The 16,814-nt window shown below is 69.7% G+C and carries 14 protein-coding genes; 7 read left to right on the top strand and 7 right to left on the bottom strand.

Going from position 1 to position 16,814, the window contains the following annotated elements; genetic code table 11:
• Positions 1–32: 32 nt before the first annotated feature.
• The 6 genes from F8O03_RS10000 to F8O03_RS09975 all read right to left on the bottom strand — a co-directional run bounded on the left by F8O03_RS10000 (position 33) and on the right by F8O03_RS09975 (position 7,185).
• The gene (locus tag F8O03_RS10000; protein WP_151423753.1) at positions 33–593 is read right to left on the bottom strand and encodes a histidine phosphatase family protein; all 561 of its coding nucleotides are present in this window, start codon (positions 591–593) and stop codon (positions 33–35) included.
• Positions 590–1,729, bottom strand: a complete 1,140-nt coding sequence (locus F8O03_RS09995; protein ID WP_151423752.1) for an ABC transporter ATP-binding protein — start codon at positions 1,727–1,729, stop codon at positions 590–592. The genes F8O03_RS10000 and F8O03_RS09995 overlap by 4 nt, the downstream gene beginning before the upstream one ends.
• Complete coding sequence (locus F8O03_RS09990) at positions 1,726–3,504, bottom strand: ABC transporter permease (RefSeq protein WP_208851840.1); 1,779 nt, start codon at positions 3,502–3,504, stop codon at positions 1,726–1,728. The genes F8O03_RS09995 and F8O03_RS09990 overlap by 4 nt, the downstream gene beginning before the upstream one ends.
• Positions 3,501–4,667 carry an ABC transporter substrate-binding protein gene (locus F8O03_RS09985; protein ID WP_151423751.1) on the bottom strand — a complete coding sequence of 389 codons (1,167 nt, stop codon included), beginning with the start codon at positions 4,665–4,667 and terminating at the stop codon, positions 3,501–3,503. Before F8O03_RS09985 ends, F8O03_RS09990 begins: the two co-directional genes overlap by 4 nt.
• Before the next feature lie 110 nt (positions 4,668–4,777).
• Complete coding sequence (locus F8O03_RS09980) at positions 4,778–5,608, bottom strand: MurR/RpiR family transcriptional regulator (protein WP_151423750.1); 831 nt, start codon at positions 5,606–5,608, stop codon at positions 4,778–4,780.
• Positions 5,609–5,730: 122 nt separating this feature from the next.
• Positions 5,731–7,185, bottom strand: coding sequence for an MFS transporter (locus tag F8O03_RS09975; protein ID WP_151423749.1), 1,455 nt, complete (start codon positions 7,183–7,185; stop codon positions 5,731–5,733).
• Between the two features lie 173 nt (positions 7,186–7,358).
• Between F8O03_RS09975 and F8O03_RS09970 the strand changes: the two genes are divergently transcribed.
• Entirely contained in the window at positions 7,359–8,222 is an 864-nt protein-coding gene (locus tag F8O03_RS09970) for a hypothetical protein (RefSeq protein ID WP_151423748.1), read from the top strand.
• 130 nt (positions 8,223–8,352) lie between these two features.
• On the opposite strand, the gene F8O03_RS09965 is transcribed toward F8O03_RS09970, so the two are convergent.
• The gene (locus F8O03_RS09965; RefSeq protein ID WP_151423747.1) at positions 8,353–9,978 is read right to left on the bottom strand and encodes an ABC transporter substrate-binding protein; all 1,626 of its coding nucleotides are present in this window, start codon (positions 9,976–9,978) and stop codon (positions 8,353–8,355) included.
• A gap of 258 nt (positions 9,979–10,236) precedes the next feature.
• Here F8O03_RS09965 and F8O03_RS09960 point away from each other — a divergent pair, with 258 nt between their 5' ends.
• The 6 genes from F8O03_RS09960 to F8O03_RS09935 all read left to right on the top strand — a co-directional run bounded on the left by F8O03_RS09960 (position 10,237) and on the right by F8O03_RS09935 (position 16,801).
• Positions 10,237–11,484 carry a DUF418 domain-containing protein gene (locus F8O03_RS09960; RefSeq protein WP_208851839.1) on the top strand — a complete coding sequence of 416 codons (1,248 nt, stop codon included), beginning with the start codon at positions 10,237–10,239 and terminating at the stop codon, positions 11,482–11,484.
• 85 nt (positions 11,485–11,569) lie between these two features.
• Positions 11,570–12,340, top strand: coding sequence for a MerR family transcriptional regulator (locus tag F8O03_RS09955; RefSeq protein WP_167516541.1), 771 nt, complete (start codon positions 11,570–11,572; stop codon positions 12,338–12,340).
• A 236-nt stretch (positions 12,341–12,576) separates the two neighbouring features.
• Complete coding sequence (gene dnaK / locus F8O03_RS09950) at positions 12,577–14,442, top strand: molecular chaperone DnaK (protein WP_104254237.1); 1,866 nt, start codon at positions 12,577–12,579, stop codon at positions 14,440–14,442.
• Between the two features lie 2 nt (positions 14,443–14,444).
• Positions 14,445–15,155: a nucleotide exchange factor GrpE gene (locus F8O03_RS09945; protein WP_104254236.1), complete on the top strand. Its 711-nt coding sequence runs from the start codon at positions 14,445–14,447 to the stop codon at positions 15,153–15,155.
• Positions 15,156–15,269: 114 nt separating this feature from the next.
• A complete protein-coding gene (locus F8O03_RS09940; protein ID WP_104254235.1) occupies positions 15,270–16,280 on the top strand; it encodes a DnaJ C-terminal domain-containing protein in 1,011 nt (336 codons plus the stop codon).
• Positions 16,281–16,288: 8 nt separating this feature from the next.
• Positions 16,289–16,801 carry a heat shock protein transcriptional repressor HspR gene (locus tag F8O03_RS09935; RefSeq protein ID WP_151423745.1) on the top strand — a complete coding sequence of 171 codons (513 nt, stop codon included), beginning with the start codon at positions 16,289–16,291 and terminating at the stop codon, positions 16,799–16,801.
• The last annotated feature ends 13 nt before the right edge of the window (positions 16,802–16,814 follow it).

Raw genomic sequence — 16,814 nt, 5'->3', positions numbered from 1 at the left:
GCCTTGGGAGTAACAGTTGCCGGGCAACGTGGCTAGCGGGCCACGTTGAACGTGACGAGCCGCGCCGCGCCCTCCGGTTGGACATCGATCGCCGTGAGACTCGGCGCGGCGACCGGCTCGATGACATCGGCCGTGAGCCCCACGTAGCGCGCCAGCACGGCCCGGATCGTGCCCCCATGGGTGACGACGAGCACGGGGCCGGGGCGTCGGGCCGCATCGTTGACGGCACCCTCGACGCGAGCACGCAGGACGGGCGACGGCTCCCCGCCTGGCGGCACGAGCCGCCCAGCACGCCACTTGGCGTAGTCGGGGCCGATCTCCGCAGGAAGGCGGCCCTCCCACTCGCCGAGCGTCGCCTCCGCCCAGCGCTCGTCGACGACCTGCTCGAGGTCGCTGAGCGCCGCGGCCGTCGAACGCGCCCGCAGCAGCGGGGAGGTGACGACGGTGGCAGGCGCCCACGCGTCGATGGCGGCGCGCAGCGCGAGCGCGTCGGCTCGCCCCTTCTCGTTGAGGTCGATGTCGGTGCGGCCCTGCAGGCGGCGCTCCGCAGTCCACGGCGTCGAGCCGTGGCGCACGAGCAGCAGCGCGGTCATCGGGTCGCCTCCACGAGGGGTGCGGCGGATGCGGGTCCGACCGTGGTTGCCGACGCTTGCCCGACCGCGGCCCCGCCCGAGTCGAGGCGCGCCCCGTCGGCCGCGAAGATGGCGTCGGGGCGCTCCGGCGGCTGCAGCCGCGTGGCCTCGCCCGGCAGGTGCGCGCGGTCGGTGACGATCGACAGACGGTGCGTCCCGGCGAGGCCCGTCGTGATCCAGCGGCCCGCGACCGGGGTCGACTCGAGCACCTCGAATTCGAGGAGCCCCTCCGGCCCGACCGAGAGCGAGTCCGGCGCGTACATCGCATCGAGCTGCGTCCCGTCCGGGACGCCTGGCACGTTGGCGAGGGGAACCACGCCGCAGAAGAGGCGCCCGCGGCCGACCTCGCCCCGCAGCAGCACCTTCGCCGGGCTGCCCAGGAATGAGGCGACGAACGCGGTCGCCGGCCGGTCGAGCAGTTCGGCTGGCGTCCCGAACTGCTCCACGGCGCCGTCGCGCATGACGGCGATGTGGGTCGCCATGGCGAGCGCCTCCACCTGGTCGTGCGTGACGTAGACGCTCGTCGCGCCGCTGAGGCGGTGCACCTTCACGAGCTCGGCGCGCGTGTCGAGCCGCAGGCGGGCATCCAGGTTCGAGAGGGGCTCGTCGAAGAGCAGCACGCCCGGCTTCGGGGCGACGGTGCGGGCGATGGCGACCCGCTGCTGCTGGCCGCCCGAGAGCTCGGCCGGGAAGCGATCCGCGAGCCCGTCGAGCTCGAGCATGGCGAGCACCTCGGCGACCCGCGCATCCCGGTCTGCCGCACCCCAGCCGGCGACCTTGAGTGGCCAGCCGATGTTGTCGCGCACCCGCATGTGCGGCCAGAGGGCGTAGCTCTGGAACACCATGCCGAGGCCGCGCTTGCTCGCCGGAACCGAGGCGCCCGTGTCGCCGTCGGCGACGATCCGATCGCCGAAGCGGATGCGCCCGGCCGTCGGCTCCTCGAGCCCCGCCAGCATGCGCAAGGTCGTGGTCTTCCCGCACCCGGAGGGGCCGAGGAGCACGACGAAGGCGCCGTCGGGGATCTGGAGGTCGACGTCGTGGACGGCGCTCTGGCGGCCGAACGACTTTGAGAGGCGGTCGAGGGTGATGGCGGTCACGTGGTGCTCCCGGAGCTTCGAGCGCCCTGCAGTCTGCGGGCGAGGAGGGTGGCGGCCACCGAGATGGCGGCGATGATGAGGGTGATGGCGTTGGCGTGCTGGGTGAACCCCTCGGACGCGTATCGGAAGGTCATGGTCGACAGCAGCGGAGTGGCCGGCGTGACGAGCAGCACGACGAGCGACAGGTCGCGCACCATGGTCACGAAGACGAGCACGCCGCCGCCCACGACTCCTCTGGCAGACAGGGGCAGCAGGATGCGCGCCAGGCGGCGCGGCCCGCGGGCCCCGGCGACCGTCGCGGCCTCCTCGAGCTCGCTCGAGACCTGGCCGAGCGCCGCTCGCGAGGTCTGGAACGCGAACGGGACGCTCGCCGCGATGCCGGCGAGGATCAGGATCCAGAAGGTGCCGTAGAGCGAGGGGAGCGGGCCGATCGGCGTGCCGAACTGCGCGATGAACGCGGCCCCGAAGGCGACGCCCGGGATGAGGAACGGCACGTAGGAGAGGAACGAGATGGTGCCGGAGGTGGCGCGCGCTCGCGGGAGGCGACGCAGCACGTAGGCGCCGAGCACGCCGAGCACGATGGCCCCGGCGGCGACGGAAGCCCCGAGCGCGAGGGTGCCGCCGAGCGCGTTGATGACCGTCGGGTCGGTGAGGATGCCCCGCACGCCCTGGGCGATGCCGGGGTCGGACTCACCCGTCCAGAAGTGCAGCGTGAACCCCCCGTCGACGCGTCCGGTTCGCCGCAGGACGGTGCTGACGGCGAGCACGATGCCGGGGATGATCGCCGTGACGAGCACGAGTGCGGAGGCGACGACGAGCAGTGGGATGCGCCAGACCCCGGTGCGCACCGAGCGCGCGCGTGTGGCTTTGCCGGTGAGCGTCGCGAATGAGCCGCGCCCCGTGGCCCTGGTGCCGAGGTAGAGCACGGCGGCCGCGACCACGACGAGCAGGATCGAGAGCACGTAGCCGCGCTCGACGTCGCCCGTGGAGATGGAGCCGTAGAGCCGGGTGCTCAGGGTCTGGAAGCGGACGGGCAGACCGAGCAGGGCCGGGACGGCGAAGTTGCTGACGCCCTCTGCGAAGGCGAGGAGGAACCCGGAGAGCAGGGCGGGGGCGACGGCCGGCAGCGTCACGCGAAGCGCGATGCGCAGCCGAGAGGCCCCCGTCAGCTCGGCGGCCGCGAGCAGGTCCCCACCGACGTTCGCGAGGGCCGCGGCGACGACGAGGAAGGAGAGGGAGAAGTAGTGCGCGACGAGGGTGAGCGTGATGGGCACGGCGCCCCAGGCCAGCACATCCGGAACCGCGATGCCGAACGACTGGAGCAGCCCGGGGGAGCCGCCGATGCGGTCGTTGCGGAAGACGGTCTCCCAGGCGAGTGCGATGGCGAAGCTCGGCAGTGCGAACGGCACGGCGGCGAGCGCGCCGATGACCTTGCGGCCCGGCACGTCGCTCATGACCACGACCCAGGCGAGGAAGGCGCCGATGATGGTCGAGAGGACTCCGGTGCCGAGCCCGACGAGCAGTGAGTTCCCGAGGGGCTGCCAGAAGAGGTTCGAGGCGATGCGACCGACGAACACGTCGCCCCAGGCGCCCGCACCGCGTTCGCCGACGGTGGCGGCGACGAGGCCGCCGAGGGGCAGCGCGACGAGGATGACGAGGATGGTGATGACGACCGCCGCGAGCACGCCGATGCGGCCTCGCGATGCGACCGTCCGCGAGCCGCGACCCCGCACCGGGGCGGAGTCGCGGCTGACGGACCGGGTGAGGAGCGTCACTGGATGCTGAGGAGGAAGTCGGCGATCTCGTCGCGACGCTCTGCGGAGGACTCCGGGTCGATGCGCCAGGCGCCGAGCTCGTCGAGCGAGACGGCGTCGGCGGGAGCGACGACGTCGCCGCGCGTCGGGTAGTCACCGGCGACGTAGAACGGTTCGAAGCCTGCTCCGCCCGTCTCGCTGTCGTCGCCCATCATGTAGTCGATGAGGAGTCGCGCGGCCGCCGGGTTCTCGGCGCCCGCGGTGACACCGAGCATCGCGGGGAAGGCGATGCCGGGCGACGGGGCGACGTCGGCCGCGACCTGCAGCGCCCATCCCTCGTCCTCGTTGTCGCGGCGGTCGGAGTACGACGTGAAGCCGACGGGCGGGCTCGCCTGGCCGGTAGCGCCGACTGCCGCGTTGACCGTGTCGGTGTCGTCGACGAGCACGACGTCGTTCGCGTAGAGGTCGGAGATGAACTGGAGACCTGCATCCTCGACGCCTTCATCGAGCGCGATGGGGGTGCCGAAGTGCTCCTCGTAGGCGCCTGACATCTCGTCGGACCGCAGCGACATCTCGGTGACGAGGTCGAGGTAGTCGCCGCGCACGTTGGGGTCGACCATGACGACCTTGCTGGCCCAGGCTGGCTCGGTCAGCTCCCACAGGTTGTCGACCGGGGCGCCGTCCGGATGCGCCTCCTCGTTGTACATGAGCACCTTCGTCGAGAGGCGGTTCGCGACGAGGGGCGTCTGGAATTCCTCGGGGAGCGATTCGGCGACGCGCGGCGGCACGTATGGCGTGAGCACGCCGTCGGCGAGCAGCTGGGTGACGACGACCGGGGCGTCGCTCACGTAGGCGACATCGGCGGTCGTGCTGCCAGCCGAGTGCTCGCTCGCGAGGCGCTGGATGAGCTCGGTCGACGAGAGGTCGCTTGCGACGACGTCGATGCCGGGGTAGGCGGCCTCGAAGCTCTCCTCGATGCTCGCGATGCGGCTCGTGAAGGCGTACACGGAGACGGTGCCCTCTTCCTCGGCCATGGCGACGAGCTCGTCGTGGCTCAGTGACTCCCAGTCGACGGCGGCTGCCGTGTCGTCGCCGGTGGCGGGGGAGGTGGAGCACCCGGCGAGGAGCGCGAGGGCGGCGAGCGCCGCGGCGGACGTCACGAGTGGGCGGGTGGGGATGCGCATGGGGGATCCTTCCAGGTCTGTTGGGGTGCAGATCGGAGAAGCCGGCAGGGCGGCGGTGGAGCAGGTCTGGGGCGGGTGGGCTGCGGACGCAGGCGGACTTGGGTGAGCGGTCAGGAGTCGAAGCGGTCGAGGAGGGTGCCGAGCCGGTCGAGGGAACGGAGGGATGGCTCGGCGCGGCGCGCGATGGTGAGGATGAGCGCGTTGCTGATCGCCATCGGCACGGTCAGGGAGAGGTAGTCGTCACTGCCGCCGCGGGGCGCGGCGATGATGGTTGACGGGTGCGGGGCCGGCCAGACGACGGTGTCCGTGATGAGCGCGCTGTGTGCACCGACCTCAGCGGCGACGTCGAGCAGCGGGCCGAGCAGGGCGGGAGCCCGCCGGAATGCGAAGGCGAGGAGGAGATCGCCCTCTGAGAGGCGAGCGATGCGCTCCCCGATGTCGCGACGCGAACCGGTGAGGTGCACGGTGCGCATCCCGAACCGCTGGAGACGGCGGCTCACGAGGTCGACGAGCACGGTCGCGTTGCCCTGCGCGAACAGGTGCACCTCGCCGGCGCGCAGCACCCGCTCGGCGAGCGCGTCGAGCTCGCTCTGGTGCACGTGGCGTGGCAGCTCCGACAGAGCGGAGAGCTCGTCGGCGACGAAGCCGCCGAGCACGTCGCTCTCCTGGTGCCGCTCGAGGCGCCCCCTGATGCGCTGCGACGGGCCGTCGCCCCCGTGGTAGTCGGAGCGGAGCGCATCCCGGAGCTGCGGGTAGCCCTCGAAGCCGAGGCGCTGCGCGAGGCGCGTGGCGGCCGACTGGTGCAGCTCGAGGGGGCCGGTCAGCTCGGCGGCGCTCCAGAAGGTGGCCTCGAGGGGCTGCGACTGCAGCGCCCCGACCAGCCGACGGTCGGTCGGCGTGAGCAGGTGACCCTGCTGCTTGGCGAGGCTGATGATGAGCACGCCAGGAACGCTAAGTGCAAAAGAACTTGCAATGGGTGCAAGTGCTGCACGTTCACGTGCCGTTCATCGAGTGTCCGATTCGGTGTTCCCTCGCGGGCTCCGCCGGGTCCGCTGGCGTGCCGCTACGCGCTCGCCTGCTTCACCTTGCTCGGCACGGGAAGCATCATGAGGAACCCGACGGCGAGCACGATGCCGATGCCGATGATGCCCATCTTCGGGTTGCCGGAGAGGAACACGAAGAGGCTGAACAGGGCGGGGGTGATGAAGCTCGCGACCCGGTTCGTGGTGGCGTAGAGGCCGAACAGCTCGCCCTCGCGGCCGGGAGGTGTCGCGCGCGAGAGGTAGGAGCGGCTCGCGGCCTGCGCCGGCCCCACGAAGAGGCAGAGCGCGAGGCCGAAGATCCAGAACACGGTCTTCTCGGAGGGGAGGAAGATGAGCACCACGGAGAACGCCGTGAGCGAGACGAGCGAGGCCATGATCACGAGCTTCGGGCCGAAGCGGTCGTCGAACCACCCGGCCGCGAGCGTGCCCAGGCCGGCGACGAGGTTCGCAGCGACCGCGAAGTAGATGACCTCGCTGGGCGCGAAGCCGTACACCTGCGCCGCGAGGATCGCGCCGAACGCGAAGATCGCCTGCAGTCCGTCGCGGAACACGGCGCTCGCGGCGAGGAAGAGGAGGAGCTTCGGGTCGCTCTTCGCGAGCTTCCCGATGACCCGGAACAGCACGCCGTACGACGCGAGGAAGCTCACCTTGGGGCGGTTCTCGTCCTTCGGAATCTCGGGCACCTTGAACATGACGGGCAGCGCGAAGACCACGTACCAGACCGCGGCGAGCACGATCGCGAAGCGGATGTCCAGCGCGCCCCCATCCGCCCCGCTCGGCACCCCGAGGATGCCGTTCCGGCCCTCCGCGCCGAACGACTGGATGAACAGCACCAGCAGCAGCACCAGCAGCACGATGCTGCCCAGGTAGCCGAGGCCCCAGCCGATGCCCGAGATGCGGCCCACGTTCTTGGGCGTCGACACCTGCGACAGCATCGCGTTGTAGTTGACGCCGCTCAGCTCGGCGAAGATCGTGCCGACTGCGAGCAGCAGCGCACCCCAGAACAGGTACTCCTCGCCGGGCTGGATGAAGAACATCGCGAGCATGATGAGCACGGTGATGCCGGTGAAGATGCCGAGCCACAGCTTGCGCCTGCCGGAGCCGTCGGAGCGCTGCCCGAGCACCGGAGCGATGAGGGCGACGAGGAGGCCGGCGACGGTGCTCAGGTTGGCGATGACGTTGGTGGATGCGGCCTGCGCGGCCAGATACTGCGGGTCGAGCGGGTTCGCTTCGCCGAGCGCTGCGACCTGCGGGTCGATGAAGAGGTCGCTCGCGAGGTAGGTGGCGAAGACGAAGGTGACGACGACCGCCTGGAACGCGGAGTTGCCGACGTCCCACAGCGCCCAGGCGGTTGCGCGCTTCTTCAGCTCCTTCGGCGTGACCGCAGCGCCGCCGTCGACGGTCTCGACTCGTCCGCTCGGAGTCGGGTCGCTGGGTGAGGGGGCGCCGTCGTCGGCGCGGCCGGGGAGTGCCATGCGCGGATTCTATGCGCGGGAGGCGGCGCGGAGGGGAACGGCCCTGCGCGAGGTCCTGGCCGTCGGCGTTCGCTCGCCGTTCGTCTGCCGTGAACCGCACGGTGACCTGCGCGTGGCACCCTGGCCCGGAAAGCGGTCGGAGCAACGCGCGGCTGCGGGAGGGGAGGCAGCACGTGCGACTCCGGACTCGGGTGTGGCTCGCCGCCCTCGTGATCGCGCTCCTCGACGTCCTGCTCGGCGCCGCGACGCTCTTCAGCTGGATGGTCAACGAGACCCGCTTCGACCGCCCGACCGCGGCGTTCGACACCTTCGTCGAGGAGGTCGAGGCGCTCCCGGGCGTGACCGAGGTGTCGGGACAACGCTGGGTTGAAGCGCCCATCTTCGTCGACCCCATCTCGCAGATCGAGCTCGACGTCGAGCAGGAGCACCTGCCCGCCCTGCTCGACGAACTCTGCGCGTCTGCGCATCCCGAGGGTGTCAGCTGGTCTCTCGAGGTGCCCGCGGCCGCGGGCGGCGTGATGTCGCTGCACAGCCAGACCGACTCCTCGGGCCGAGCGCTGTCGGGAGGCACCTGCCCGAGCTTCGGCTTCGACGCCGTGTCGCTCGTCGACGAGCTCGACGAGGTCGCGCCCGGCATGGCCGTGCAGCCCGCGATCTGGGAGAACGACCGCTTCGCTCTCGTCTCCATCGAAGAGACCAGAGACGGCTACCCCCACCTGCTGCCGCTCGTCCAGAACGCTGGGGTGCTGCTTGCCGCCGCGGGCTTGGGCCCCGACAGGGAGGTCGAGATCAACTCAACGACGCTCGGTGCCACGATCCTGCCCGGGCAGGAGGAGCCCTACCTCGCGCTGCTCGCCGACCTCGCCGAAGATCACGAGGTCGGCGCCTTCTGGGCCGACGGCGGGAGCGCCCCGATGGGCGGCCGAGACCACGTGAACGTCACCGCGCCCGCCGCCCAGCACGCCGCGATCGAGAGCAGGATCGGCGCATCCGGTCTGCACATCGCGGACTTCCCGGTGACGTTCCACGAGCCGTGAGGCGGGCAGCCGCCAGACTCCGGTGACAACTTGGGTCCAGCGCGCCCGAGACGGGCGGAAAAGGCCGAACAGTCACCGAAGTTCGACGCGAAGGGATGCGCCTTCCCGGTTCCGGGCCGCCGCCATGCGGCTACTGCGCGAGCCAGGTGTCGTAGAAGTACGGGCGGCCGACGGCGTTGGTCTCTATGCCGGACACGTTGGGGCTCGTGACGAACACCTGGTAGTTGTCGACCAGCGGCACCGTGTAGGCCTCCTCGAGGACCGTCTCCTGCAGCTCGGCGAGGTTCGCGGCGCGCTCGTCGGTGCCGTTCGCGGTCTCCGAGACGCCGAGCAGCTGCTCCTCGAGCTCGCCGTTCTTCAGCTGGAACTGGTTCGTGTAGTCCTGGCCCCAGTACTGGCGCAGGGTCGTCGCATCGAGGAAGGAGTTGGCGACAGGGAAGATGGGTGTGCCTCCCGCGGCGAAGATGTCGCTGTAGGTGCTCGCATCCGACTGGCGGATCTCCAGCTCGATGCCGACGGCTTTGAGCTGCTGCTTGGCGAGCTCGAGGATCTGGCCTGAACCGTTGACGAACGGGGACGTGTACGCGGGGATCGTGAGGCGCGTGCCGTCCTTCACCCGGTAGCCGTCACTGTCCGTCTCTGTCCAGCCGGATTCGTCGAGCAGCGTGTTCGAGAGGTCCTGGTCGAAGGCGAGGTTCTCGCTCAGGTCGACCCAGCCGGGCGTCGCGGCCTGCACCGAGGAGGTGGCGGGCTTCCAGTTGGAGTTGAAGACCGTGTCGACGATCTCCTGGCGGTCCACGCCGTGCTGGATGGCCTGGCGCACCTTCACGTCGTCGGTGATGGCCGCGTGAGGGCGCAGCACGAAGTTGATGGGTGTGCCGAGGTACTCGCCGTAGATGACGTTGAAGCCGTCGTCGCTGAGGCGCTGCTCCTCGCTTGGCTGCACGAAGTGCACCGAGTCGACCTGGCCGGCTTCGAGCGCTCCCTGGCGTGCGGAATCCTCCTCGAGCACGTTGAAAGTGATGGAGTCGAGGTACGCGGGCCCCTCGTGGTCGAACGCCTCGCTCGCCCAGTCGTAGTCGTCGCGTTTCGTGACGACGATCTCGCGCTCCGGCACCTGCGACTCGAAGACGAAGGGGCCAGTGCCGACGACGTTCTCGAGCTTCGCCTGCTCTTCCAGCGGCAGGTCGATCGTGCTCTCGCCGAGGATTCCGGCGGCGAAGAACCCGAGGCTCGGGATGAAGCCGCGGTTCGGGGAGCTGAGGGTCACGAGCACGGTCGTGTCGTCGACGGCTTCGGCGCTCGCGAACTCGCCTGGCACGATGGGCGAGCGGGTGATGCCCTTGCTCTCGTCGCCGAGGCCGAGCACTTCGAGGTTCTTCGCGACGACGTCCGCGGTCAGCGGCGTGCCGTCCGAGAAGGTGACGTCGTCGCGCAGCTTCAGCGTGTACTGGAGTCCGTCCTCGCTCTCCGCCCATGACTCGGCGAGCCACGGATGCACTTCGCCCGTGCTGTCGACGTAGACGAGCGTCTCGACGAGCTGCGTCCACACCTGGCTCTTGTGCCAGTTGTTCGACTGCTGCTGCTGCCAGCCGTCGGCGATCGCGGTGACGGCGTGCACGAGGTCACCGCCCTGCACGGGGGCGTCCGAGCCCTGGCTTGCGGTGCTCTGCCCGGTCGCGCATCCGCTGAGGAGGAGGGAGGTGAGGGTCGCGCCGATGGCGGCGGCGGAGAGGATGGAGCGGCGTCTGGTCATGACGGTCCTGTCGTGAATGCATGCATGGGAGGGATGCACTGGGCGCCCGGAGGCGGCGCGCTCGGAGTGGCGGGCTGGCGAGAGCGTCGCAGGTAGCCCGGGTGGCGTCCAGGATGCGCGTAACAGAGGGCCGGGGGCGGTCGCTCGGTGACGCTCCGCGCAGAAACCTGACGTGGCGTTACCGGACTCGCCGCTTGACCCTGTGGCGACCACACGGTGTCCGATGGATGCATGCAATCCCACGAAGGATCATCCGCCGTGACCACCAGCACCGGCCAGAGACGTGAACCCGGCCCAGCGCCGGCGCCGGGGCACGCGCCAGCCCCGCCCCCGGTCTCCGAGCGCGCCATCGCCCCTGACCTCGCGCGCGGCATGATGCTGCTGCTCATCGCGCTCGCCCACACGCCGTGGTTCCTGTTCACGTCCGAGATCGGCGCGACGCTCATGCATCCCGCCGACGGCAACCTCGCCGACCGGATCGCGCAGGCGTTCACCATCGTCGTCGTCGACACCCGCACGCACACCATGTTCGGCTTCCTCTTCGCCTACGGCATCTGGCAGCTGTACTCGCGGCAGGTGGCGAAGGGGCTGCCGGTCGAGGATGCGCGTCGGCTGCTGCGCACACGCCACTGGTGGCTGCTCGCGTTCGGCCTCGTGCACGCGGTCCTGCTGTGGCAGGGCGACATCCTCGGCACGTACGGGCTCATCGGACTCATCATGGTGCCCCTCTTCTTCAACCGCAGCGACCGGACGCTGAAGGTCTGGATCGGCGTCTTGCTTGCGATCAGCTTCGTCTTCGCCGTCGGATCGTTCGCCGCCATGCAGCTCCTCCCGCCCCTGCCCGCTGTTCCGAACGCGCAGCAGCCGATCCTCGCCGAGACCGATGTCCTCGCGGCCCTGGTGCTGCGGGTGGCTGCCTGGTTCCCCGGTCTGTTGAGCGGCGTGGCCTCGCTTGCGCTTCCGACCGCGTTCCTCTTCGGTCTGCTCGCCGCCCGCCACCGCATCCTCGAGGAGCCAGCGAAGCATCTGCCACTGCTGCGCACCGCGGCGATCGGTGGCATCGGCGTCGGCTGGTCGGCCGGTCTCGTCCAAGTGATGGTGCACTTCGACATGCTCGACCTTCCCAACCCGGCGGGGTTCGGGTCAGTGCACTTCTTCACCGGCATCTTCGCGGGCGTGGGCTACGCCGCGGCGTTCGGCCTCATCGCGCACCACGTGCAGACGCGAGGGTCGGGCCTGCGCCTCCCGGGGCGGGCGCTGCTGGCGCTCGGGCGACGGTCGCTGAGCGGCTACCTCACGCAATCCCTGCTGTTCGTCCCGCTGCTCGCGGCCTGGGGGTTCGGTCTCGGGGCGCACCTGTCGAGCTGGTCTGCGATGGTCGTCGCGATCGGCGCGTGGATCATCACGGTCGCTGTCGCCTCCCTGTTGGACCGTCGCAACGTGCGAGGCCCGGCCGAGGTCGCGCTGCGGAAGCTCAGCTACCGCACGCTCCGCAAGCGCCCATGAAGCGCGGATGGCGGGGGCCGCCCGAACCGGCCCTCGACGCAGATTGTCGGTAGCCGCTGTGATACTCGGCGCAGGGAGGAAACGCATGGTCTGGAGCACGAGCCAGCTCGCGCAGCTGGCGGGAACCACGGTGAACACGGTCCGTCACTACCATTCGATCGGGTTGCTGGCGGAGCCGGAGCGGCAGGCGAACGGCTACAAGCGGTACGGGGTCGAGCACCTGGTCCGGGTGCTGCAGGTGCGCCGGCTGAGCGACCTCGGGGTGTCGCTCTCGAAGATCCCGGATGCGGTTGCCGGAGGCGACCAGCGCGAGCTGCTGCGTGAGCTGCACGCAGAGCTCGAGGCGAGCATCCGGCGCCTCGAGCGGGTTCGAGACGAGGTCGGCTCGCTGCTCGCCCACGGGGCACCGCTCGACACACCCACGGGGTTCGAGGGCATCGCCGAGGGCATGACGCCCACAGATCGCTCGCTCGCCTCGATCTTCGCGCAGGTCTACGACGACGCGGCGATGGCCGACGTGAAGGAGATGTTCGAGGACGGCCAGCAGCGGTACCAGGACCTCGACGCGGCCTTCGAGGCACTGCCCGCCGATGCCGACGAGGAGGAACGGGTCGCGCTCGTGAGCCAGATGCTGCCGGCGCTTCGCGAGAACCTCGACCGCTACCCGTGGCTGCTCACCGAGCCGCGCATCCGGCAGGCGCAGCCGCTCGCGGAGAGCGCCCTCGTCGAGTCGATGCGTGCGCTCTACAACGAGGCTCAGCTCGACGTGCTCGCGAGATCCATGCTCCAGGTGAGGACGCAGACCGGCCAGCCGATCTCCGTCGATCCCGGCCCCGATGGTGCAGCACCGCCCTAGGACTGGACTCGAGCAGGGGTCCGGGCGCTCCACCGCCCAGCTCGGCGACATGAGCGCAGAGACTTGAGTCGCTCCCACTCAACTCTCAGCCTGCTGGCTTGACGCAAGGTCGGTGTCGAGTAAACTTGAGCGCATACGGCTCAGGTCTGCTCGCACCTCGACGAAGCGCTTGATCGAGACAGCAGGCCGGGCCGACTCAGACTCACACAAGCAGCTCTACAAAAGGAGAACCACACATGTCACGTGCTGTTGGAATCGACCTCGGAACCACGAACTCCTGCGTCGCAGTCCTCGAGGGTGGCGAGCCGAAGGTCATCGCAAACGCCGAGGGCTTCCGCACCACCCCGTCCATCGTCGCCTTCACCAAGGACGGCGACGTGCTCGTCGGCGAGACCGCCAAGCGCCAGGCAGTCACCAACGTCGACCGCACCATCGGCTCCGTCAAGCGCCACATGGGCACCACCTGGACCCAGGGCATCGACGACAAGAAGTACACCGCGCAGGAGATCTCCGCGCGCATCCTCGGCAAGCTCAAGCGCGACGCCGAGCAGTACCTGGGCGACAAGGTGACCGACGCCGTCATCACCGTCCCCGCGTACTTCAACGACGCTGAGCGTCAGGCCACGAAGGAAGCCGGCGAGATCGCGGGCCTCAACGTGCTCCGCATCATCAACGAGCCCACGGCGGCCGCGCTCGCATACGGCCTCGACAAGGGCAAGGAAGACGAGCTCATCCTCGTCTTCGACCTCGGTGGCGGAACGTTCGACGTCTCCCTCCTCGAAGTGGGCAAGGACGACGACTTCTCGACGATCCAGGTCCGCTCCACCGCCGGTGACAACCGCCTCGGTGGCGACGACTGGGACGACCGCCTCGTCAAGTACCTCATCACGGAGTTCAAGTCGCAGACCGGCGTCGACGTCGCGAACGACAAGATCGCCCTCCAGCGTCTGAAGGAAGCGGCCGAGCAGGCGAAGAAGGAGCTCTCCAGCTCCACGAGCGCCAGCATCCAGCTGCCCTACCTCTCCCTAACGGAGAACGGCCCCGCGAACCTCGACACGAGCATCACTCGCGCCAAGTTCGAGGACCTCACGAAGGACCTCCTCGAGCGCACCCGCAAGCCCTTCGAGGATGTCATCCGCGAAGCCGGCATCAAGGTCGACCAGATCGACCACGTCGTGCTCGTCGGTGGCTCCACCCGCATGCCGGCAGTCGCCGAGCTCGTCAAGAAGCTCAGCGGCAAGGAAGCCAACAAGGGTGTCAACCCGGATGAGGTCGTCGCCGTCGGCGCGGCTCTCCAGGCCGGCGTGCTGAAGGGCGAGCGCAAGGACGTCCTCCTCATCGACGTCACGCCCCTCTCCCTCGGCATCGAGACCAAGGGCGGCATCATGACCAAGCTCATCGAGCGCAACACGGCCATCCCGACCAAGCGCAGCGAGACCTTCACGACGGCCGACGACAACCAGCCGTCGGTTCAGATCCAGGTCTTCCAGGGCGAGCGCGAGTTCACCCGCGACAACAAGAACCTCGGCACGTTCGAGCTCACCGGCATCGCACCGGCCCCCCGTGGCATGCCGCAGATCGAGGTCACGTTCGACATCGACGCCAACGGCATCGTGCACGTCTCCGCGAAGGACAAGGGCACGGGCAAGGAGCAGTCGATGACGATCACCGGCGGCTCCAGCCTCGGCAAGGAAGACATCGAGCGCATGGTCCGCGAGGCCGAAGAGCACGCGGAAGAGGACAAGAAGCGCCGCGAGGGTGCCGAGCAGCGCAACATTGCCGAGACCACGGTCTACCAGGTCGAGAAGGTGCTCACCGAGAACGACGACAAGCTCCCCGCCGACGTCAAGAACGAGGTCCAGGGCGACGTCGACGCCCTCAAGACGGCCCTCGCAGGCGACGACGACGCAGCAGTGAAGTCGGCGCTCGACAAGCTCAACACCAGCCAGACGAAGCTCGGCGAGGCCATCTACGCCGCAGCACAGGCTGAGCAGGCAGCGGAGGCCCCCACGGCTGACGCACCCGCCGGAGACCAGGCTGCCGACGATGACATCGTCGACGCCGAGGTCGTGGATGACGAGGACGACAAGGACAACAAGTAGTCATGGCTGAAGAGCGAAACGAGTCAGAAGCACGCGGTCCCGAGAACTCGGGAGAAGCAAACGAGCCGATCATCAACGACAAGCGTCGGATCGACCCGGAGACTGGCGAAGTTCGCGACCTCGGCAAGGCTGCTGGCGCCGAGTCGGCGGAGTCCACCACGGACGACGCCGACCCGGCGACCGGCGAGGCTGCTGAAGCCGCGGCTGAAGGCCTGAGCGTTGAGGACCTCGAGAAGCTCCTCAGCGGCGAAGGCGCGGAGGACGCACCAACCGAGGGCACCCCTGGTGAGAGCGATCTCGCCCAGGAGCGCCTCCAGGATCTGCAGCGCGTCCAGGCGGAGTACGCCAACTACCGCCGCCGCACCGATCGGGAGAAGACCGAAGCATACGACGCCACCAAGGCCGAGGTGCTCCGCTCCCTCCTCCCCGTGCTCGACGACTTCGACCGTGCCCAGAAGCACGGCGACCTCGTCGAGGACACGCCTATGGCCGTCATCGCCAACAAGCTCCGCACGGCGGTCGAGCGCCTCGGCCTCACCGCGTACGGCGAGGCCGGCGAGGCCTTCGACCCGCAGCGCTACGAGGCGATCGCGCAGCTGCCGAACCCGAGCGTCACGACCGACACCATCGCGGATGTTGTCGAGCGCGGCTACACGGTCGGCGACCGCGTGGTCCGCGTCGCGAAGGCAGCGGTGTTCGTACCCGCTTCGTAAGCACCGCGATCGGCGCACCCGCACCGATCGAACACGGGAGGGGGCACCGCAGAAGCGGGCCCCCTCTCGTGTTCATCCAGAAGACATGCTCATTCCTAGGAACAGAAGGACCATATGGCCAGTCAGGATTGGTTTGACAAGGACTTCTACGCGGTGCTCGGCGTATCGAAGGACGTAGACGAAAAAGACCTCAAGAAGCAGTACCGGAAGCTCGCGCGTCAGTACCACCCTGACTCGCACCCGGGAGACACCGCTGCAGAGGCGAAGTTCAAGGAGATCTCCGAGGCCTACTCGGTGATCTCCGACCCAGAGCACCGCGCAGAGTACGACCAGATGCGCGCGATGGGCTCAGGCGCCCGCTTCCAGCAGGGGCCAGGCGGCCCCGGAGGTGCGGGCTTCGAGGACGTGTTCGGCGGGATGTTCAACGGCGGCGGTGCCCGCCGCGGTGCGTCGAACGCCGACTTCGAGGACCTCCTCGGCTCCATGTTCGGTGGAGGCGGCGGCGGATTCGGCGCCGGCAGCTTCGGCGGCGGTGCCGGTCGCCCCGCCGGGTTCCAGACCGGGCCGCAGAAGGGCCGCGACCAGAGCGCATCCACGACCCTCGGCTTCATGACCGCCATCAAGGGCGACACTGTGGAGCTGCAGGGGCAGGACGGACGGGTCGTGAAGGTGCGCGTTCCGGCGGGCGTCGAGGACGGGCAGAAGATCCGCCTCCGCGGCAAGGGCGGTCAGAGCCCGAACGGCGGCGAGGCCGGCGACCTGATCCTCACCGTCACCGTGCGTCCCGACCCGGTGTTCACGCGTTCCGGCCTGAACCTCGAGGTCACCGTGCCCGTCTCCTTCGCGGAGGCCGTGCTCGGCGCCACGATCGAGGTGCCAACCGTCGACGGCGGCACCGTGCGCGTGAAGGTCGCGCCCGGCACCCCGAACGGCAAGACGCTGCGCGTCAAGGGCCGTGGCATCGAGACGAAGAAGGGCAAGGGCGATCTGCTCGTGCACCTGGAGGTCGCCGTTCCGAACCATCTCTCGAGCGCGCAGGAGAAGGCGCTCGCTGACTTCGTCGCGGCGTCCGGCGATGAGAGCCCGCGCGAAGACCTCCTCCGCCTCGCCCGCCAGGGCCGGTAGGGGCGCTCATGGCATTCCCCTCCGACCTCGACGAGGACGCCCCGATCTTCGCGATCGCCATGGCCGCCGAGCTCGCGAACATGCACCCGCAGACCCTGCGGCAGTACGACCGGATGGGGCTCGTCACGCCGCAGCGCACGGCGGGCCGCGTGCGGCGCTACTCGCTCCGCGACGTGGCGCAGCTCCGCGAGATCGCAGTGCTCTCCAACGAGGGCGTGAGCCTCGAAGGCATCGCGCGCGTGCTCGAGCTGCAGCGTGAGGTGCTCGGGTTGCGGCGGCGCGTGCGGGCGCTTGAGGCGGAGCTCGCCGACGAGCGGCTCACTCGCCTCGGCGGCCGCATCTTCGCGGCTGGCGAGCGAGGCGACGTCGTGCCGCTCGCGCACGGACGCCGCACGGCACGCCGCACCGAGGTCGTCGTCTGGCGGCCGGCACGCGTGCACGAGGCAGAGGTCGACGCCGACGAGCGACCGCGCCCCGTACGCAGACGCCGCCCCGCCGCGAAGAAGCCGGCGAGCGACTAGCCACGCCGCGGAA

It is taken from the genome of Pseudoclavibacter terrae (genome assembly GCF_008831075.1).
Taxonomy (GTDB): domain Bacteria; phylum Actinomycetota; class Actinomycetes; order Actinomycetales; family Microbacteriaceae; genus Pseudoclavibacter; species Pseudoclavibacter terrae.
This window is presented reverse-complemented; position numbering and strand designations above follow the sequence as displayed.